This is a genomic window from Mucilaginibacter sp. L3T2-6 (assembly GCF_030519355.1).
In the GTDB taxonomy this organism is placed as follows: Bacteria; Bacteroidota; Bacteroidia; order Sphingobacteriales; family Sphingobacteriaceae; genus Mucilaginibacter.
The window spans coordinates 182434-203876 of the sequence record NZ_JAUMKC010000006.1 but is presented as its reverse complement, the minus strand read 5'-3'; the positions used below and the strand labels follow the sequence as shown (position 1 = coordinate 203876).

Annotated in this window: 16 protein-coding genes; 4 read left to right on the top strand and 12 right to left on the bottom strand. The window is 45.1% G+C overall.

Features of this window, described 5'->3' with window-relative positions:
- Window position 1: 1 nt before the first annotated feature.
- The 5 genes from Q3W13_RS09345 to Q3W13_RS09325 all read right to left on the bottom strand — a co-directional run bounded on the left by Q3W13_RS09345 (window position 2) and on the right by Q3W13_RS09325 (window position 5893).
- Window positions 2-931 carry a cbb3-type cytochrome c oxidase N-terminal domain-containing protein gene (locus Q3W13_RS09345; protein WP_302863183.1) on the bottom strand — a complete coding sequence of 310 codons (930 nt, stop codon included), beginning with the start codon at window positions 929-931 and terminating at the stop codon, window positions 2-4.
- Window positions 931-1119 (bottom strand): hypothetical protein, encoded by a 189-nt coding sequence (locus tag Q3W13_RS09340; protein WP_302863180.1) that lies wholly within the window; start codon window positions 1117-1119, stop codon window positions 931-933. Before Q3W13_RS09340 ends, Q3W13_RS09345 begins: the two co-directional genes overlap by 1 nt.
- A gap of 11 nt (window positions 1120-1130) precedes the next feature.
- Window positions 1131-3260, bottom strand: a complete 2130-nt coding sequence (ccoN, locus tag Q3W13_RS09335; protein WP_302863178.1) for a cytochrome-c oxidase, cbb3-type subunit I — start codon at window positions 3258-3260, stop codon at window positions 1131-1133.
- An 81-nt stretch (window positions 3261-3341) separates the two neighbouring features.
- On the bottom strand, window positions 3342-3506 hold the full coding sequence (gene ccoS, locus Q3W13_RS09330) for a cbb3-type cytochrome oxidase assembly protein CcoS (RefSeq protein WP_302863176.1): 165 nt from the start codon (window positions 3504-3506) through the stop codon (window positions 3342-3344).
- Window positions 3503-5893: a heavy metal translocating P-type ATPase metal-binding domain-containing protein gene (locus tag Q3W13_RS09325; RefSeq protein ID WP_302863175.1), complete on the bottom strand. Its 2391-nt coding sequence runs from the start codon at window positions 5891-5893 to the stop codon at window positions 3503-3505. The genes ccoS and Q3W13_RS09325 overlap by 4 nt, the downstream gene beginning before the upstream one ends.
- A 151-nt stretch (window positions 5894-6044) precedes the next feature.
- On the opposite strand from Q3W13_RS09325, the gene Q3W13_RS09320 reads away from it, so the two are divergent.
- The 3 genes from Q3W13_RS09320 to Q3W13_RS09310 all read left to right on the top strand — a co-directional run bounded on the left by Q3W13_RS09320 (window position 6045) and on the right by Q3W13_RS09310 (window position 11519).
- A complete protein-coding gene (locus tag Q3W13_RS09320; RefSeq protein ID WP_302863174.1) occupies window positions 6045-7808 on the top strand; it encodes a hypothetical protein in 1764 nt (587 codons plus the stop codon).
- A 119-nt stretch (window positions 7809-7927) separates the two neighbouring features.
- Window positions 7928-9124 (top strand): acetate/propionate family kinase, encoded by a 1197-nt coding sequence (locus Q3W13_RS09315; RefSeq protein ID WP_302863172.1) that lies wholly within the window; start codon window positions 7928-7930, stop codon window positions 9122-9124.
- Between the two features lie 4 nt (window positions 9125-9128).
- A complete protein-coding gene (locus Q3W13_RS09310) occupies window positions 9129-11519 on the top strand; it encodes a phosphoketolase (RefSeq protein WP_302863170.1) in 2391 nt (796 codons plus the stop codon).
- 54 nt (window positions 11520-11573) lie between these two features.
- Here Q3W13_RS09310 and Q3W13_RS09305 read toward each other — a convergent pair whose 3' ends face one another.
- The 6 genes from Q3W13_RS09305 to Q3W13_RS09280 all read right to left on the bottom strand — a co-directional run bounded on the left by Q3W13_RS09305 (window position 11574) and on the right by Q3W13_RS09280 (window position 17423).
- Window positions 11574-12263 carry a VIT1/CCC1 transporter family protein gene (locus Q3W13_RS09305; protein WP_302863168.1) on the bottom strand — a complete coding sequence of 230 codons (690 nt, stop codon included), beginning with the start codon at window positions 12261-12263 and terminating at the stop codon, window positions 11574-11576.
- A 38-nt stretch (window positions 12264-12301) separates the two neighbouring features.
- Window positions 12302-13054: an SDR family NAD(P)-dependent oxidoreductase gene (locus Q3W13_RS09300; RefSeq protein WP_302863167.1), complete on the bottom strand. Its 753-nt coding sequence runs from the start codon at window positions 13052-13054 to the stop codon at window positions 12302-12304.
- 6 nt (window positions 13055-13060) lie between these two features.
- On the bottom strand, window positions 13061-13921 hold the full coding sequence (locus Q3W13_RS09295; protein WP_302863166.1) for a universal stress protein: 861 nt from the start codon (window positions 13919-13921) through the stop codon (window positions 13061-13063).
- Window positions 13922-14110: 189 nt separating this feature from the next.
- A complete protein-coding gene (locus tag Q3W13_RS09290; RefSeq protein WP_302863165.1) occupies window positions 14111-15115 on the bottom strand; it encodes a zinc-dependent alcohol dehydrogenase family protein in 1005 nt (334 codons plus the stop codon).
- Between the two features lie 49 nt (window positions 15116-15164).
- A complete protein-coding gene (locus tag Q3W13_RS09285) occupies window positions 15165-16532 on the bottom strand; it encodes a hypothetical protein (protein ID WP_302863164.1) in 1368 nt (455 codons plus the stop codon).
- A 171-nt stretch (window positions 16533-16703) separates the two neighbouring features.
- Entirely contained in the window at window positions 16704-17423 is a 720-nt protein-coding gene (locus Q3W13_RS09280; RefSeq protein WP_302863162.1) for a TIGR00730 family Rossman fold protein, read from the bottom strand.
- Window positions 17424-17644: 221 nt separating this feature from the next.
- On the opposite strand from Q3W13_RS09280, the gene hemA reads away from it, so the two are divergent.
- Window positions 17645-18880: a glutamyl-tRNA reductase gene (hemA, locus tag Q3W13_RS09275; RefSeq protein ID WP_302863161.1), complete on the top strand. Its 1236-nt coding sequence runs from the start codon at window positions 17645-17647 to the stop codon at window positions 18878-18880.
- On the opposite strand, the gene mgtA is transcribed toward hemA, so the two are convergent.
- Window positions 18858-21443, bottom strand: a complete 2586-nt coding sequence (mgtA, locus tag Q3W13_RS09270; protein ID WP_302863160.1) for a magnesium-translocating P-type ATPase — start codon at window positions 21441-21443, stop codon at window positions 18858-18860. The genes hemA and mgtA overlap by 23 nt on opposite strands.

Sequence of the window (21443 nt, the reverse complement as noted above, 5' to 3'; positions counted from 1 at the left end):
ATTAATTTAGCGAGGCTGTAACTACTCCGTTTTTGCCTGGTTTGGGGGCATCATCTTCTTCTTTGGTTCCCTGCGGCGCTTTTGCACCTGCGGGGTTTGTACCGTGCAACGATTTCACATAGTTGGCAACGTCAGATATTTGCTTTGGCGACAGCTGCTTTTCCCACGTAGGCATGCCCTTTGCCAGCACCCCGTATTTTATAGTTTTAAAAACATCATTAATTTTACCGCCATGCAGCCAGTAATCGTCAGTTAAGTTAGGCCCTACATTACCCTGTGCATGATCGCCGTGACAAGCCATACAGTTTTGTGTAAATATTGCCTGACCTGCCGAAATAACCTGCGGGTCCGTTACCAGCTTTACAGTTGTTTCGTCCACCCGGTTTGCCTGTTTGCTCAGGTATATTTTTTTTGCCACTTCGGCCTGCGCCATTTCGGTTTTGTATTCGGCGTATTGCAATTGCCCTACGCCAAAAACATGATAGACGAGCAGATAACAGAAAGCAAATGCTATAGTGATATAAAACAGGTACATAAACCACGCTGGTATGGGGTTATCCAATTCCTGTATGCCATCGTACTCGTGTTCCATCACCAGCTTTTTTTCTTCGGAAAGCGGTTTAAGCGACAGCAGTTTATTCCATACCTCTCCTTTAGGCTTAGCCGCCTTTTGTTTCTTTCCAGGTTTAAGTTCGGCTTCAATTTCTGCGTTGCTATAACCCTGCTGCCGCATAATTACCCTGGTGAGCACCCTGAACGTACGTAGTAAAACCAGCATTGCCAATAAAAACAGCAGCAGTGCACACACTACGGCTCCGAAAGCTATTACATTTTGCGTATCAGCCGATAACATGCTGTGGTCATCGCCGGCCATTGACGGCGAGACAACGGCACATAAAACGAGTATAAGTGGTAGGGGTAAATATTTCATTACTTTAAGGTGTTAGTTGATTTAGTGAGGCTATCGCTTAATGGCAGATCGCTCATGTAGTTAATATGCGGCTTGCGCATCCTGAACAGCAAAACGGCCACGACTATGAAGAAGACTAAAAAAATTCCGAGCGATGATATAAGGTAAACCTGGCTTCCGGATAAACCTTCTGTAAATTGCTTAAACATTGTGTTGTTATTTAGTTGTTACTGGCTGTTTTATTTGCTTTTATATCGGTACCCAGGCGCTGCAGATAAGCTATGATAGCGATGATCTCCTTATCACTTTTAACTTTAATATTGTCTTTAGCCAGGTTGCCGGCAATGCTTTTGGCTTGTTTATCCAGTTCGCGATTGGCTGTTTTTTCGTAGCCTGGAGCGTATGGAACACCAAGCTTCCTCATTGCGGCAATTTTTTTGGCGGTAAGCGAAGTATCCAGTTTTTGCAGCAGCAGCCAGTCATATTCAGGCATGATACTGCCGGGCGACATGAGGCGCGGGTCCATCAGGTGGTTATAATGCCAAGCATCGCCATACTTGCCGCCTTCGCGGGCAAGGTCGGGCCCGGTGCGCTTTGAGCCCCACAGGAATGGGTGATCATACACAAACTCACCAGCTTTGCTGTATTCGCCATAGCGCTCTGTTTCCGAGCGGAATGGCCTTATTGTTTGCGAATGACAATTAACACAACCTTCTCTTATATAAATGTCCCGGCCCTGCAATTCAAGCGGCGTATAAGGCTTTACACTGGCGATTGTTGGAATATTTGAGGATATCGTCAGGGTCGGCATTAATTCTACAAATGTTCCCACCAATATCACTATTAACGCAAGCACCATAAATTGTATGGGGCGGCGCTCAAGTGCCCTGTGCCAGCCCGCCTCTCTAAACGTTTTTGGCAGCGGCTCAAGCGGCATGGCTTGTGCGGCTTCGTTGGCAACCAGGCTTCCTTTCAGCATCGTACGGGCCACGTTATAAGCCATTACTATTACACCCAGCAAATACAGGCCACCGCCAACCGAACGCATAATGTGCATTGGTAATATCTGCAAAACGGTTTCTAAAAAGTTAGGGTATTTTAATAATCCTTCGAGCGTAAATTCCTTCAGCATCAGCCCCTGGGTAAACCCAGCCCAGTACATTGGTATTGCATAAAACAGGATACCCAGGGTGCCGATCCAGAAATGAAATGATGCGAGCTTTTTTGAATAAAGCTCTGTTTTATAAATGCGGGGTATCAGCCAGTATAATATGGCGAAAGTCAAAAATCCATTCCAGCCAAGTGCACCCACATGCACATGTGCGATTATCCAGTCAGAAAAATGGGCAAAACCATTAATCTGTTTTAGCGACAGCATAGGTCCCTCAAATGTGGCCATACCGTAGGCTGTTAAGCCAACCACCATGAATTTAAGGATAACATTGTCACGCACCTTATCCCATGCGCCACGTAGTGTTAACAGGCCATTTATCATGCCTCCCCAGCTTGGTGCAATAAGCATAACTGAAAACACCACACCTAACGACTGTGCCCAGCCCGGTAAGGTTGTATATAGCAAATGGTGAGGGCCTGCCCAGATGTAAATAAATATAAGCGCCCAGAAATGCAGGATACTGAGCTTATAAGAATAAATAGGACGGTTTGCCATTTTGGGAAGAAAGTAATACATCATCCCTAAATATGGCGTGGTAAGGAAGAAGGCAACCGCATTATGCCCATACCACCACTGCACCAGGGCATCCTGAACGCCGGCAAAAACCATATAACTTTTAAACCATGCTACCGGCAGTTCGACAGAGTTAACAATGTGCAATACAGCAATAGTAACAAACGTTGCAATGTAGAACCAGATGGCCACATACAAATGGCGTTCGCGGCGCCTGATGATAGTACCGAACATATTAATGCCGAATACTACCCAAATAATGGTTATGGCAATATCTATCGGCCACTCCAGCTCGGCATACTCGTGAGAGGTAGTAAGCCCAAGCGGGAGCGTAATTACTGCCGATAAGATAATGAGTTGCCATCCCCAAAAGTGTATCTTGCTTAAAGTATCGCTAAACATCCGGGTTTTCAGCAGGCGCTGAAGCGAGTAATAAACACCCATAAAAATAGCATTACCCACAAATGCAAAAATTACGGCATTGGTGTGCAATGGCCGGATACGGCCAAAGGTGGTGTACTGATTGTTCATATTCATGGCCGGATGATAAAGCTGGATAGCTACAATCAGGCCGACGGTCATTCCAATAATACCCCATACAATGGTAGCTATACCAAAATTGCGGACTATCTTGTTGTCATAGTAAAAATTTTCGGGCTGCATATAATTATTGTTGATGTTGTAAAATTATGCCGGGGTGTAAACCTGCAACGTGATGACAATTGGCGCAAAAGGTGATGCTCGTCACTTTTTTATTTCAACTTTTTCAGGGTCATCATCAAGTAGTATCCGGATGGCGGGAGTATGAAGATCTTCATTCTGTCCGCTCCGTTGTGCCCAAAAAAAGGCCGCTAAAAAGCAGGAGGCCAGTAACAGGCTGCATCCTATCAGGAAATAAATTATGTTCATAACAATTTGCGTCTTTTTGCTGCCAGGTGGGTAGCAATGCTGGTGAACGAGATGATGGTAACCGTGCTTACAGGCATTAATATAGCTGCTGTGAGCGGCGAAAGCCTGCCTGTTACAGCATAGCTTAATCCTATTAAATTATAAGTGAGCGAAATGAGAAATGACGCGTGGATCACCTTCACGGTATCTTTTGCGAACTTTAAAAATGCAGGTAATTTGCCGAACGAGCGTCCGTCAAGGATAGCATCGCTGCCGGGCGAAAAACTGTTTACGTCGTCGGTGATGGCTATACCCAGGTCGCTTTGTTTTAACGCACCCGAATCGTTAAGCCCGTCCCCTATCATCATTACTTTGTGTGTGCCGGATTGCAGTGATTTTATAAAATCAAGCTTTTCCTGCGGCGAACGGCTAAAGTGCATCCGCGCATCATCCCTGAAAAAACTCTTGAGCTCTTCCCGTTCATGATCCTGATCGCCTGATATTAAATGGATATCGTATGTTCCGGCAAGTCCAGCTACATCATTTATGCCTTCGCGATAGTGTTGCCGGAAAGAAAAATAGCCGTAATAAACATCATCTATCAGTATATAAACCTTTGTTGAATAGGAGGTGACATTGCTGTAGTTAAATACAAAATCTGCGCTTCCCAATCGTACGGAATGATTTGATATAACCGCCGCAATGCCCTTTCCGGCTATTTCATCGTAACTATCTGTCTTTAATTTTTCAATCGCTCCGAGGTATTTGCAAATCATACGTGACAGCGGATGGTTTGAGCCGCTGCAGGCAGTATATATCAATTGCTTTTGCTTATCATTGAGCGGTGCGGCCAGCTCCACTTCATTACTGCCGCTATTGGTTATGGTGCCGGTTTTGTCGAGCGCAATGGTGTCGATATGTGCCAGTTGCTCAACAACAGCAGGGTTCTTAAGATAAAAGAGGTTTTTATCAAAAATGCTTAAAGCGGCCGACATAGTAAACGGCGTACTTAGTGCCAATGCACACGGGCACGCTACGATTAATACCGCCGTGAAAGCTGCAAGCCCCCTTCTGATATCCTCTCCTGCCCAGAAAACAAATGAAGAAAGGGCAATCGCCAACAACACTATCGTAAAGTACTTGCCCACCCTTTGGTTAAAAGTTTGCATGCGGTTATGCTGTTTGCGGGTAAATGCTTCGTTGTTCCACAATTGGGTAAGATAGCTCTGCGAAACCGCCTTGATCACCTCCAGCTCTATTGCCCCGCCGGTTTGGCGGCCGCCTGCGTAGATAATTTCACCGAGCGTTTTGCTCACCGGGATGGCCTCGCCGGTAACGAAGCTAAAATCAATCAGGGCATCGCCCTTCAGGAGGATGGCATCGGCCGGGATAATTTCGTTATGCCTGATAATTATGCGCTGATTGGTTTGCAGTTGTGAAAGCGGCACAGGCTTTTCTTTACCATGTTCTATAACGTGCACTGCTACAGGAAAAAAAGAGCGGTAATCACGCTCAAAAGATATATGGTAGTAAGTTTTTTTCTGAACAAATTTACCCACGAGTAAAAAGAACACCAGGCCGCACAGCGTGTCTGCAAAGCCGGGACCGCTTTTGGTGAACACTTCTGCCACCGTGCGTATAAATAGCACGGCAATACCCAGCGCCAACGGAAAATCGATGTGTAATACTTTGTTTTTTAGATGCTGATATGCCGATGTGAAATAGCCCCAGCCACTATAAAAAACCACCGGCAGACAGATTAATACATTGACAATGCCGAAAAAGTATTTGAAGGAATTCTCAAATGCCGACATGCCAAGATATTCAGGGAAACTCAATAGCATTACGTTACCGAAACAAAAGCCGGCGACCGCGATTTTCGAAACCAGGTTATCTTTTGTGGCCGACGCTTGTTCCTTAATTACATCCTGCAAACGTATTACCGGTTCATAACCAATATCGCTCAAAAGCTCAACCAGGCCCCTAACGGTTAACTGGCGCTGGTCAAAACGTACATTCAGCTGCTTCTTCAGAAAGTCAACACGGGTATAATGTACCGCAGGGTTAATCCTGTTCAACTGCTCGAGCAACCACAAGCAAGAACTGCAATGGATTTGCGGGATGTAAAAGGTTATGATAGTTTTCTCCGGATCTGTATAATCTATCAGATCACTTGCTACTGCAGGATCGCTTAAATAATCAAAACGCTTATCTGTCCGCGCCTGAGACGAACCCGGATGCCGGTTATAGCTGTAATAATTACAAAGCTTATTTTCTGCCAGCACCAGGTAAACGCTCTTACACCCCTGGCAGCAAAAATGCTTATCCTCCGCTATAAAGTCCGTGGTAAAACAATCATCTCCGCAATGGTAGCAGGTACTTTTTTGCGCCGTTAAAGTTTCGGTCATTCGTATTTTAATTCTTGCCCCAAAGCTGCGACTACACTTCGCGCAAAAAAATGATCTTGAAACTGCCGGAAAGTGACGCTCGTCAAGTTTTGCATCACCGCTTGCAAGTAGCTTTGCCCCCAAAGCAAACTGACTCTAATTATTTAACCGCATGCCGCACAAATTTCATATCCCCGTTTTAGGGCTTGGTTATTCTATTGATACGCCTTTAAAAGTTGCCAGGTATGGCATAAATTCTACAGTTTCGATAGTTGATGACGAATTGACCGAACGCTTCCGAAAACTGCATTCAGAAAAAAATAATGAAAGCTATATCGAAATCAGAAAGAACGACGATAATGCACGCAGCCTGCGCATAACCGCTTACCTTAATTTACTCGACAGGCTGGTTAACCGGCAATTTGAGGGCTTAAAGGCGCTTCCATTTGAACCGGGCAACGACTTGTGCCGCTATTTTGAAATGTTACCGCCCTCTTCATCTTTGAAACAGGGCTATGATTTAATGATGGATTACCCCGACGGTGACAGCAAGCGCATTTTCCAGGATATTCTTCGGCGGGCAATGACCAGGGGAACAATCGACGTAAACATTATGTCGAAAGTTGATAAGATGAATAATGTTACAAATACCCATTTTCCGAAGGAACAAAATACTGATGCGTTAGCAGCATTGCGCGGCTTTGCCATGAGCAACCTTAACTCTTCGGTGGTTTTATCAGCTGGTATGAACCCGCGCTTATATAACTATATCGCTACTTTTCCTGATTTTTTCCCGGATGAACAAGGTTTGCTGAAAAAGAAGATCATTCTGAAGGTGAGCGATTATCGTTCGGCGCAAATACAGGCTAAGTTTTTGGCAAAAAAAGGGCTATGGGTGTCGGAATTCAGGGTTGAGTCCGGCTTAAATTGCGGCGGTCACGCCTTTGCAACCGATGGATATTTGATAGGCCCGGTACTGCAAGAATTTAAGGAAAACCGAAAACAGCTTTATATGGAGCTGTTTACAACTTACCGCGCGGCGTTAATGGAGAAAGGGATTGTTTTTAATAATCCTTTATATCAACGGTTGAGTGTGCAGGGCGGCATCGGTACAGCTGAAGAAAATAACTTCCTGCTATCATACTTCCAGTTAGATGCAACCGGTTGGGGCAGTCCTTTTTTGCTGGTGCCCGAGGCTACCAATGTCGATGCGGAAACATTAAAACTTTTGGAAAACGCAACAAACAGCAATTACTACTTAAGCAATTCGTCGCCGCTGGGCATTTTGTTTAATAATTTCAGAGGCAGCAGTGCCGAGCGGCAAAGGATTGAGCGCATAAACAGGCACAGACCCGGCAGCCCCTGTACCAAAAAATACCTGGTATCGAACACCGAATTTACGCAGGAACCTATTTGCACTGCATCACGTGAATATCAGAACCTGAAAATCAAACAATTGAAAAGCCTGCATCTCCCCGCCACCCAATATGACGAGCGGGTTAACGCAATTACCGAAAAGATATGCCTTTGCGAAGGACTGTGTTCGTCGGCCTATATTAAAAACGATATGGTAAAGCCCAGAGAGAACAAGGCGGTTGCGATTTGCCCCGGCCCTAACCTTGCCTACTTTACAAGAAGTTACTCGCTGGATGAATTAGTAAGCCATATTTACGGATGTACCGACCTGTTGATAGAAGTTAAGCGGCCACATTTATTTATCAACGAGCTTAACTTGTATGTCGACTACCTCCAAAAGCAAGTCCAGGCGTATGCCAAAGATCTTTCTGATAAGAAAAAGCAATATCTGCTAAAATTTAAGGCCGAATTAATGAAAGGCATAAATTATTATAAAGTACTGTTTTCAGCCCAAACCATCCAGTCGTTTATTGATGACTTGTATTGTGCGGAAAACAGATTGGCCGGGCTGGATATTTAACCTGCCAACACATTCGGCAAAGTGACGTTCAGCACTTTTCAGACTGATTGCTATCATTAGTCAATATATTGATAATAAGCACCTTTGCTAACACGACAAAGCTGACTAAAACATTATCAATGAACGATACAACAGCCTATATTTTAGCGCTTAACTGCGGCTCATCAAGTTTAAAATTCAGCCTGTTCGGGTTGGAAACGCTAAAGAAACATTTAACCGGTATTATCAGGCGTATCGGGCAATCTGAAAGCAATTTTGATATTGAAGTACCCGGCGAAGGCCTGGTTTATAGCAGCAATACCAGTATCGATTCCATTGCATCTGCAGTGCGAATCACTATGGATTGGTTTAAAAGTAATGCACAATACCCTATTATTGCTATTGGCCATCGCATTGTACAGGGTGGGCCGTGTCACCGCCAACCTGAGATCATAGACGATTTTCTGCTTCAAACTATCAAACAATTCGTTTACCTCGCGCCAAATCATCTGCCGGACGAAATAGCAGCCATCAGGTATTGTAAAACTGCGATTCCTGATATAACCCAGGTAGCCTGCTTTGATACCGGCTTTCATAAAGATTTGCCGGACTATGCGGCCTATTACCCTCTGCCAGTAAATTATCGCGAAGAAGGCTTGATACGCTATGGCTATCACGGCCTGTCGTATGAATATGTTTTGAACCGGCTAATAACAAAAGATCCGGATGTAAAAAACAAAAAGATAGTAATAGCTCATTTAGGAAGCGGCGTCAGCATGACCGCTGTAAAAGGCGGCCAAAGCATAGAAACCACTATGGGCATAAGCCCAATGGGCGGTTTAATGATGGGCACGCGCCCCGGGGACCTTGATCCGGGGGTGCCTTTGTTCTTATTGAAAAAAATGAGAATGCCCGCCGCTAAAGTGGAAAGCTTACTTAACCAACAGTCCGGACTAAAGGGCATTGCCGGCATAAGCGACATGGAGGAACTTATAGAAAAAGAAGAACTTGAGCCGCGGGCTAAGGAGGCTTTAACTATGTTTTGTTACCAGGCCCGAAAAGCGATTGGCTCTCTGGCGGCTGCCCTGAATGGACTCGACATGCTGGTATTTACGGGCGGTATCGGAGAAAATGCACCCGTCATCAGGAAGCGGATTTGTAAAGAGCTTAAGTTTCTTGGCATTCGGTTAAGTAAAAAATCAAACAGCAATTCATCTAAAACGATATCATCAGCCAAAAGCAAAGTAAAAGTGCTGGTAGTTAAAACCGATGAAGAAGCGATGCTGGCCCACCACACCCGGGACCTGCTCCAAATAAAAACTTCACAAAAACATTAATAATATGAATACAAATGGCGAAAACCTTTTGATGGAGGAAGAGCCTCTGTCGCAGGAAGCGGTAAACAGGATAGATGCCTACTGGCGCGCCGCAAATTATCTGTCGGTAGGGCAATTATATCTGCGTGATAACCCCCTGTTAAAGCAACCGCTAGAATTGGCACATATAAAAAACATGCAATTAGGTCACTGGGGCACTACACCTGGTCAAAATTTTATTTATGCGCATTTAAACCGGATAATTAAACAACACGACCTGGATATGCTCTATATATCGGGCCCCGGGCACGGCGGCCCGGCTGTTGTAGCCAACAGTTATCTTGAAGGCACTTATAGCGAAATATATACCGAAATAACCCAGGATGAAAGCGGCCTTAAAAAATTATTTACCCGGTTTTCCTATCCGGGCGGAATTTCAAGTCACGCCTCGCCGCAAACGCCAGGCTCAATGCACGAAGGGGGCGAATTGGGTTATTCGCTTAGTCATGCTTTCGGCGCTGTTTTTGACAACCCCGATTTAATAGCTGCTTGCGTAGTTGGCGACGGCGAAGCAGAAACAGGTCCCTTGGCTACAGCCTGGCATTCAAATAAATTTTTAGATCCTTTGACCGACGGGGTGGTATTGCCGGTCCTTCATTTAAACGGCTACAAAATATCAAACCCAACTGTTTTAGCAAGGATACCGCATCACGAACTTGATCACTTGTTCAGAGGCTATGGCTGGAATCCGATTTTTGTCGAAGGTTCTGAACCCGGTAAAATGCACCGGTTAATGGCAGCAGCTCTTGACTACGCCATCGACCGAATTAAACAAATAAAATTCGAAGCGAGGGAGAACGTTCAAAGAACGGAGCATTGCTGGCCAATGATCATATTGCGCTCGCCAAAGGGATGGACAGGCCCTAAGATGGTAGACAATAAACAAATTGAAGGCACGTTCAGGTCGCACCAGATACCGCTCTCTGTTACAGCATCATCACCCGAAACACATCTGCAGCTTTTAGAGGCCTGGATGAAAAGCTATAAGCCAGAAGAATTATTTGACGAGCGCGGTAAACTTTTACCCGAAATAACAAAATTGGCACCTGAAGGAGATAGCCGAATGAGTGCTAACCCACACACCAACGGCGGCCTGTTGCTGAAGGATCTGCTACTACCAAACTACAAAAATTACGGTTTAGAGAAACCAGTTCGCAGCAGCATGGGCGAAGGCGATACACATGTTGCCGGACGGTTTCTGCGCGATGTTATTAAGCTCAATCAGGCTAACCATAATTTTAGAATATTCGGGCCCGACGAAACAGTCTCGAACCGCCTGGAAGAAGTGTTTACCGTAACCAACCGCCAATGGGACGCCGAAGTTGACCCGAATGACGAATTCCTGGCCCCCTCAGGCCGTGTAATGGAGATGCTGAGCGAGCATCAGTGCGAAGGATGGCTGGAAGGCTATTTGCTGACCGGCAGACACGGCATATTTAATTGTTATGAAGCCTTTATTCATATCATCGATTCCATGTTTAACCAGCACGCCAAATGGCTGAAAATGACGCTTGAGATTCCGTGGCGCCGCAAAATAGCTTCATTAAATATTTTGTTAACCTCGACGGTGTGGAGACAGGATCATAATGGCTTTACGCACCAGGACCCGGGCTTTATGGACCATGTCATTAATAAAAAGTCGGAGATCGTTCGTGTTTACCTGGCCCCTGATGCCAATTGTTTATTATCGATAATGGACCACTGCCTGCGCAGCCGGCACTATGTAAATGTTATTATTGCCGGTAAACATCCATCGCCGCAATGGCTCACCATGGACGAAGCCGTTGACCACTGCACCCGAGGCATAGGGATTTGGGAATGGGCCGGTAACGACCAGGACTGCGAACCTGATCTGATTATGGCTTGCAGCGGCGATGTGCCCACGCTGGAAACATTGGCAGCCGTAAAGATACTCCGGGAGGATTTGCCTGAATTAAAGATCAGGGTTATTAATGTCGTCGATCTGTTGAAGCTTGAACGGCAGTCCGGGCATCCGCACGGATTAAGCGACCTGGAATTCGACGCATTATTCACCAGGGACAAGCCGGTGATATTTGCCTTTCACGGTTACCCATGGCTTATCCACCGGCTTACCTATAACCGGGCCAATAATGCAAATATACATGTAAGGGGATACAAGGAAGAGGGTACCGTAACCACGGCCTTTGATATGACCGTGCTGAACGAGATGGACCGTTTTCACCTGGTAATGGATGCTATTGACCGCCTTCCGCAAACCGGCAGTAAAGGGGTTCATCTGAAACAAAAATTACAGGATAAATTGATCGCGCATAAAGTCTACATATGTGAGAATGGTGAAGATATGCCGGAAATAAAGAACTGGAAGTGGAGCTGACTTTAAAAAAAGCGGGGCTTCAGTTTTTGAGGCGCCGCTTTTTTATGCTCACAATTAATTTCCATTAATCAATTTAGCCATACCGAACGCCGCTGCAGCAGCCAGCGTCCCTATCACAACAACCTTTATGGCGCCGCTTAAAGGTTCCTGACCTGTTAATTTGCTCTTAAAATATCCGAACACAAACAAACAGATCAGTGTTATAGCACATGAATAATATAGTGCTACTGTTGAATTGCCGATAAACACATAAGGGGAAAGGGGGATTATACCGCCCACCACATAAGAAGCTCCGATGGTCAGGGCGCTTTTTGTGGCCCTGTTTTCCTGGGGTTGTTCCAGGCCCAATTCATAGCGCATCATAAAATCAACCCATTTATCTTTGTCCTTTGCCATTTCCTCGGCAATTTGAAACTGGAGTTCCTGCGAGATACCGAAATCCGCAAACACTTCGCGTACTTCCGCTTTTTCCTGCTCGGGCACACGGTCTACTTCCTCGTATTCTCGTTTCAATTCCGAATTATAATGATCTGCTTCCGTACGTCCGGCAAGAAAACCACCAAGCCCCATGGCAATTGAGCCCGCAACAATTTCGGCAATGCCGGCTGTCATCACAATTGAAGATGAATTTACGGCGCCGCTTAATCCCGCGGCTAGCGCAAACGGCACCGTTAAGCCATCGGACATGCCGATAACTATATCCCGGATGGTTTCAGAACTTTTTACGTGAGTTTCCTTGTGCATTTATAACTAATTGATGCATAAAGGTACGCAACTTTTAGTTATCGGGCCGTCAGACCGCCATCAATTACCAACTCAGAGCCGGTTACATATGATGCCTCATCGGAGGCCAGGTACAGCGCTCCATAAGCTATTTCCGCAGGAGTACCTATCCGGCCCATCGGGCACATGTTCTTTATAATCTCTTCGGAATGTTCGTCGGCAGTAATAAATTCCGTCATAGGGGTAAGCACCCCGCCGGGATGAATTGAATTGACCCGGATATTGTCTTTGGCAAACTCAATTGCGTTATCTTTGGTAAGCAGGCGTAATGCGCCTTTTGATGCGGTATATGCAGGTCCATTACCTCCGACAAGCCCTGCAATCGATGATATGTTAACGATCGACCCGCCCCGCGCTTTCCGCATATGCGGTAAAACCAACTGTGTGCCATTAAATGCACCTGTTAGGTTGATGGCGATTATTTTGTCCCATATTTCCACTGTGATATTTTCGGTAGCCGTTCCGGGGTAATATCTACCGGCGTTATTGATCAGAATATCCACTTTGCCAAACAGCAGGATGGCTTTTGCTATCACCGCCCCCCAATCGTCACGGGCGGTTACATCAAGCTCTGCAAATTCAATTTGTGCACCTGCGTTCTTAGCTTCATTCACCCAAGCCCCCAGTTTGTTATATTGTACATCGGTAGCCAGCACTTTGGCTCCTTCTTCCGCAAATAACCTGGCTATGGCTTCGCCAATACCACCGGCTGCGCCAGTAACTATGGCCACTTTATCTTTAAGCCTGTTCATTCTATGCTAATCTTTTGCCGGAATGACTAATAGAGGTATAGTTATCTCCCGTGCCACTTTTTGTGTAAAGCTGCCAGGCACCAGCCGCTCCAGGAAATTATGCTTACGGTGCACCATAGCCAATATATCAATATGGCCATGCTCATAAACCCACTCTAATCCATTTTCTACTTTATGGTCTTTTACAACCCGGTAATAAATAGCAGGATAATCTGCCTTGTTGGAAATCTCGGTCATAAAAGCGTCGATTTGCTTTTTTAATTCGGGGTTGGCTTCTTTGTCATCCTGAATATGGGTGATCAATAGCTCAGCATTGAGCGGACGTATCAACGCAATTAAATCATAGATTGAATCGAGATCTTTCGCGGGTTGCTTAAAGTCGGTAGCGAAGGCTATCTTTTTGATGCTGCCCATCTTTGCGTGCGCAGGTACAAGCAGTAAAGGCACAGTGGTGTCGTTAATCATCCTGCGGCTGTGGTTGCCTATTACAAATTCGCTTAAGCCATTATTGCCATGCGTGCCCATTACTGTGAGTTTAATATTTTCGCTCGCTACCAGGTCTGTTAACACGCTAATGACAGGGCCCATTTCGCTCCTGCAATGCACAAACGGCTTAAAAACTTCTGAGTCGACAGATCGCTCCATTTCAGCTTTCAGTTTGTTAAGCATATTGGCATTTTCTTCAACCAATTCATCATATTCATACAGCGGCCATGCAACCATGCCTGCCTCCGGCATCTCTGAGGGTACTAAAAATGCATTACACAAGGTAACGTTGGCTTTAAGCCGCTGCGCCAGCCTGTATCCGTATAAGGCAGCGTGTTTTGCATTGGCTGAAAAATCGGTTGCAATAAGTACATTCTTCATTTTGCTGTTCTTTGAATTTATTTGCTGAAGTAAAATTGCTTAAATACGGCCATCCGGGTAATGACCGTCGTCACCTTATTAAGTGACCGTTGAACAGCAAGGGCAAGGGTTAAGGCAGCCCCGGTAGTAAGCGATAGAACCTAAGGACAATGAAAAAGCCTGGAATGGCTTGCTTAAACAAGGTTGTAATTAGTCCATCACCAAAACAGCGGCGCCATTAATCCTGCCGGATCGTAGTTTTTCGATAGCATGATTGGCTTGCCGCAATTCAAAAATCTCCGTTTCAGTATGAACCGGAATTTTATCTATGGTTTTAAAAAAACTTAAACCGTCATCCCTGGTTAAATTTGCTACCGATCGCACACACCGCTCCTGCCATAATATATCGTATGAAAAAGAGGGTATTGGGCTCATGTGTATCCCTCCGCAAATCACTTCACCTGCTTTGTCAACATCACGCAAAGCCTTTGGTATTAATTCTCCGGCCGCGGCAAATATAATGGCCGCATCCAGTTTTAGCGGCGCAACCGCATCGCTACCGGCTGCCCAACAGGCGCCCATTTTTAATGCAAAAGCCTGGGAGGCCTTGTCGCCTTCTCTTGTGAAGGCATAAATGCTTTTACCCTGTGCGACAGCAATTTGAGTTAAAATATGAGCGGCGGCGCCAAAGCCATAAATGCCTATGTTCCGAGCATCTTTATTAATCATGCGGTACGACCGGTAACCGATCAACCCGGCACAGAGCAATGGTGCAGCACCCGGCTTGCTTTGCTCCAAACTGAGCGGAAAGCAGAAGCGGGCATCTGCAACGGTGTATTCGGCAAATCCGCCATCAATGGTGTAACCGGTAAACAGCGCATTATCGCAAAGATTTTCTTTACCGGCCTTGCAAAATTTACATTTCCCGCAGGTATGCCCCACCCATGGAATACCAACTATATCATTAAGAGCATACCCAGTAACGTGTTTACCTATACCAGTAACCTTACCCACAATTTCGTGCCCTGGTATTAAAGGCAGTTTCGGGCTGGTCAGGTCGCCATCAATAATATGCAGGTCCGTCCGGCAAATGCCGCAGGCCATAACTTTAATAAGCAACTGGCTGGCATCAGGAGCAGGTACCGGTAATATTTTATGAACCAGGTGCTGCTGCTGTTTTTCGAGCACCATTGCATTCATTAGTTGTGCTGGCATATTATACGTATTAGTAACCCGCAGATATAGTAGTACCGCGCACGCCTTACTAACGCATGGTTAAGGCCTGATTAGTGTTATATAACGCCATTTCGAGTTTCTTATCCTTATTATATACATCGGGATAGGTTACCAATACCCCATCCTTCATTTCGCAGGTTATATAAGTTATCCTTAACGGCACCGGTGTTTGTAACATAAAGTTTTTCATTTGTCCGGCATTAAGGGCTGTCTGCATCTCTTTTATTCGTGCCGCGGTTTTATCATTTTCAAGCAAAAGGGCGGCCAGTTTTCTGCCATTTTCTATTTTAATTGTCCCGTCAGTAATAGCCTGGGCTTTGTTTACAGGCATCTTCGCCTTGCCCAGCCCCAGTAAGGTTATTCCTTTGTTGTTAGCCTGCCAAAAAAATATGGCGCCAGGTTGGGTTCCGCGTAAGGTGTAATTGTTTATTGTATTATTTCCCTGGTATTCGTTTTCTTTATTTATCCGCAATCCTGGCATATTGCCGGGCCTGCGTTTATAACCAACGGTGAAATAAGTTATTGAATTTGTTACTACCGGGGTTGGAGTAGCCGGCTTCCCCGCCACAATTTTAAATTCATACACCATATCGGGACGATGAAATTTAAGAGTGAATGAAGGGATATTGATGTGTATGTAGGAACCGCCGTCGATATTCATCCAGCGCAGGCGTTCCATGTTTATGGCGATTTTCCTTATTTCGGCCTGGGGTATCTCGTAACAATCGCCCTGGTAAACACCTTCGAGCAAATGCATGCGCCGCTGTAAATCTTCGTATTCCTTTGTTTTCGGCTGAACATCTAAAATTGCCCTTGTATAATCACGCTGCTGTAATGCGTTCGCCAAAATAATGTCTGCCCGGAAGTCCGCAGTCATTCGGTCTATCTTTTTGGCCGGAAAATCGGGATTAAGTTTACCGAAATGCAGGTGATTGATAAAAGTAATCATCGCATCGGTAAGCAGGATATCATATTGTGCCTTGCCGGCGCTGCTAACAGTTGCTGGTCGTTCCAGGATATCGTGAAGGCGGGAGTATATAATATCTGCCGGATGATAATCTGCATGTGCAAGGCCGTACTGTAGCACACAATCCAGTAGCATCATCGACTCCCACGTTTTTTGATCACGGTTCTGCGGGTTTACCCAGCCCGGTGCAAAGTCCCTTTGCCGGTAGAACCGTTTTACCGATTCGGGAAAGTATATTTTTAGGTTCGGCTTATTATCTGCAAGTAGCTCTCTAATCGCTGTTGTAACTGTAGTATCGGCGTTCGGGGTCTTGTGTAATGATGCGGCAAATGATTGCCCCGCAGGCAAGCCAGCCAACGCCGCCATAGATAGCAGTGGGAGCATTATTAGTAAAAGTGCATTTTTAACCTGTTTCGTTATACTTGTCATAGTCTTAATTTAACTATGTAAAGTTGGGGCGATCCAGTTGTTTAAATAATGACAGGTATCACAGTCTGGTATGATTGAATACATACTGCCTTCTAAAAACGGATGCGCCATTACAGGCGCACCCGTGCAGTTGATTGGTATAATGGATGTTTATTCAGACAGGTTCCTTAATCAGTCATGTTCAAACAACCATTTAAATGGTTTAACAGGGTTTTTGGGTTTAAGCCCATACTGCTTTATACTTTTTTCTTTAATCAGCGCCACAGCCTCTTCAATATCATCGGTAACCAAAAACAAACGGTTATCATTTTGCCCGATGGTGTCATTTTGCCGCATCAGCTCAATATGCTGTAATAGTTCTTTGTGATATTCTTTACCGAAAATAATGACGGGAAAATTTTCAATCTTACGTGTTTGAATAAGTGTCAGGGCCTCAAAATATTCGTCCATAGTGCCATAACCACCCGGCATTACCACAAACGCAAACGAATACTTAACCAGAAGAATTTTACGCAAAAAAAAGTGCTTAACAGAAACCCATTTATCAAGGTACTTATTTGGGAGCTGCTCTTTCGGCAACTCGATGTTACACCCCACCGACTTGCCGTTTACATCTTTGGCGCCGCGGTTGGCGGCTTCCATTAAGCCAGGCCCGCCGCCGGTTAATATGGTAAATCCAAGCTTTGCAAATGCTGCTGACGCTTCTCGGGTAAGTTGATAATATGGGTGATCCTCACGAAAACGGGCCGAACCGAACACTGTTATGCATGGCCCGATAAAGTGCAATGCCCTAAACCCTTTTACAAGCTCCCACATGGTTTCGAATGTAAACTTCAGTTCTTTAAGGCGGGAATGAGGCCCATCAAGGAATATAATTTCGGATTTGGTCATTGAAAGCTTTTTGTACAAAATTGTTCAGCGGCAGCCGGTTCCTGAATGATAAATGTCAATCCTGCAAATGACCTTTGTCACAATCGGCGCATATCAGACAAATGGCAAAAATTGTGACGATGGTCATTTCCTGATATGACCGTTATCAGCATGAAAAATTATCTGGAACGCCACTTTTACGCCGTGAATTTTTTTCAAGCGAAAAGCGATATTTAAAACCGATGATAGTTGCGCACCCGTTAATGCTTACTAATTTTTTTGTTGCAGGGATTAATTATAAAAAAAGCGATGGCGAAATGCGAGGCAGGTTTGCCATTAACACCGATCAATATTCAAAAATTATAAATTCCGCGCCTGATTATGGTGTCGACAGCTTTTTTATACTCTCAACATGTAACCGCACCGAAATTTATGGCTTCGCCGATAATCCGGATTGTTTAACCGAACTGCTTTGTTCACAAACAACCGGAGACAAGCGAACCTTTACACAACTGGCGTATGTAAAAAATGGCAGGGATGCTGCGGAACATCTTTTCAAGGTTGGGGCCGGGCTTGACTCGCAAATACTCGGGGATTACGAGATTATCGGGCAGCTTAAAAAGGCCATAAAATTTTCATCCGATAATGGCTTTATCAATCCCTTTATGCAGCGTTTGTCCGATCATGTTCTGCAGGCCTCAAAACTGATAAAAAACTCTACTGATTTGAGTAGCGGAAGCGTGTCAGTTTCATTTACTGCTGTGCAATACCTCAAGCAGCATATTTCATCAAACAGTAAACACAAAATATTAGTGATAGGCGCAGGTAAAATTGGCCGCAATACTTGTAAAAACCTTGTTGACTATTTTGGCGAGGCCGATATTACACTGATTAACAGAAGCATGGATAGAGCAGCGGTATTGGCAGCCGAACTTGACCTGAACTACGCGTCCATGGATGACCTGTCTGCGTACCTGAACATATCTGACATTATACTTGTTGCCACCAGCGCGTTGCAGCCTCTTGTATCAGCAAAAGATTTTCAAGGCACAGAAAAAAAATTAATATTGGATTTATCAATACCCTATAATGTAGACCCCGCTGTATCTGCCCTGCCAAATGTAACCCTGATTAATGTAGATGAATTATCAAAAGCTACGGATGAGAACCTGCAAAAACGACGTTCCGAATTACCAAAGGCATTGGCAATTATAAGAGACTGTATGGCAGACTTTTTAGACTGGTACGAAATGCACAAAATAAGCCCGGTACTAAAAGCTGTTAAAACAACACTAAGTGATATTTACAGGCAACAGTTAGCCGTTACAAAGAAAACCGATAAGGCGGTATCGTACAAATATGAAACGAAGGTACAGGCTGTTGTAAAAAATATGGCCTGTAAAATTAAGCACGACAAAAATTACGGCTGTCACTCGCTTGAGGCTATCAATGAATTTATGCGGGCGGTAGCGAATTAACGCGACCGGCATGCGAATTGATTTTAGCCCTTTTATAAAACCACTTTTTTGCATACTCTGCCGATATTACATAACCTGAAATTATTAGTAAAGTCCAGCCATAGTATGCTGCAGGTAGCCGGCCGAACCCAAACCACTGCGCCGCAGGTGTAACCGGGATAAGCAAAACGACTGATAAAACAACAAGTGTAGCCGTCAGCAAATATTTGCCCGGCAAGCTTTTAAAGAATGGCTTTCGCGTACGAACAACGAGCACAATTGAGTCGGCAGATATTACCGACTCGATAAACCACCCGGTTTGAAAAGTCTTCTCCCCGGCATGCATCACAAGCAATAAAAGGCCGAAGGTAAGATAATCAAACAAAGAGCTTAGCAGACCGAACGTAAGCATGAACCGCCTGATAAACCTCAAATCCCAACGCTGCGGCTTTTGTATGGCTATATCATCCACGTTATCAGTCGCAATAGCCATTTCCGGGAAATCGGTCATCAGGTTAGTCAGCAGTATCTGTTTAGGCAATAAAGGCAGGAACGGCAAAAATAACGACGCCCCGGCCATGCTGAACATGTTGCCGAAATTGGCGCTGGTAGCCATAAAAATATATTTCATGGTATTGGTAAAGGTTTTGCGGCCTTCTATAATACCATTGCTTAAAACATCCAGGTCCTGGTTAAGCAGAACAATATCGGCAGCTTCCTTTGCCACGTCGACCGCAGTGTTTACGGAAATACCTACATCGGCCGCATGCAGCGCGGGCGCATCGTTAATCCCGTCGCCCATAAAGCCTACCACATTCCCGGTCTGCTTCAACACAAAGATGATATGCTCTTTCTGGTTAGGCTCCACCTCGGCGAAAATGTCGGTCTTTGGCGCCTGCTGTTTAAAAGCAGCATTGCTCATCTGCTTTAATTCGCCGCCGGTTAATATTTTTGGCGAATGCATCCCTATTTGTATCGCCAGGCTTTTGGCTACAAGCGCGTTGTCGCCGGTAATAATTTTGAGTGATACGCCGAGATCGCGCAGGTTAGCGATGGTTGATGCGACACCGGCCTTCGGAGGATCGAAAAAAGTGACAAAGCCAAGAAACACCATTTTATTTTCATCATCCCGCTCAAACTTGTCTTGTTCTGTTATTTTATAAGCTACTCCCAATGTGCGGTACCCGGCATTGCTCAACTCTTCGTAACGGCGGATTATATGCGCTTTATGGTCTAAGATATTAGCTACTTTACCATCGGCAGTCTCCGCCATGTCGCAAACCGCAAGCACATTGTTTAATGCCCCCTTGGTAATGGCAATATTGCTTGCGCCATGGTTGATCACTACTGTTAACCTTTTGCGGATAAAGTCATACGGAATCTCTGAGCGAACAGTGTAAGCACCGGCATCGCCGGAATAGTATTCGCAAATTGCATCGTCTATCGGGTTTCGGAACCCTTTTTGCATGGAAGCATTCAGCCAGGCATACTGCATTACTTTTGAACCATTGCCGCCGTTAATATCTAAAGTGCTTTTTAGTTTTACTTTACCTTCAGTTATAGTGCCGGTTTTATCGGAACAAAGAATATTCATGCTGCCCACATTTTCTATAGATGACAGGCGTTTTACAATTACTTTTTTGAGGGCCATGTGCCTGGCGCCGGCAGACAAATTAACGCCGATGATGGCGGGCAGTAATTGCGGCGTTAATCCAACGGCTAATGCAAGTGAGAACAAAAATGAATCTAAGACAGGCTTATGAAGATAAACGTTCAAAGCAAAAATAATGATTACCAGCAGCAGGGTAATCTCCATTAACATATAGCCAAACCTGCGGATACCTCTTTCAAAATCAGTTTCAGGAATTTTGGCACGCAGGCTGTCGGATATTTTTCCTAATTCTGTATGCCAGCCGGTGTTTACGGCAATTGCCCTGGCGGTTCCGCTTACTACGTGCGAGCCCATCAACAGCACATTCGATCGCTTTGACAGTGGGGTATCTTCGGGCAGCAAGCCTGGTGCTTTTTCAACCGGAAAAGTTTCGCCCGTAAATACGGCCTCGTCTACAAACAAGGCAACCGCTTCCATCACCAGGCTATCTGCAGGTATAACATCGCCCGCGCTCAGGCAAATAATATCGCCTGTTACAACCTTCTCTGCGGGCACGGTGACGTTTATTGAATTTCGTAAAACTGTACAATGCAATTGTACCATTTTAAGCAATTCATTTATGGCATTGGCTGCACCCCGCTCCTGTAAAAAACCAAGCAAGCCACTTATCAGAACAATAATAAATATAATAGCGGTGTCTGTTGCATCACCCAGACCAGCCGAAATTAAAGATGCTATTATCAAGAGTAAAGTTACCGGGCTTTTAAATTGCGCAAGAAAAAGCACCAATCCCGTTTTTTTATCAGATGACTTAAGTGTGTTTTTGCCGTAAAGCCTTAACCTGGCGGCGGCCTCACCAGCTTCAAGTCCGCCAGTCCCGCTTTGCAGCTCCTGAATGGCCGAATCAACACTGATATTCCAGAAATTTTTGAGAAAAGGGGCAGGCGGGTTTACCGGTTTAGTTGCAAACAT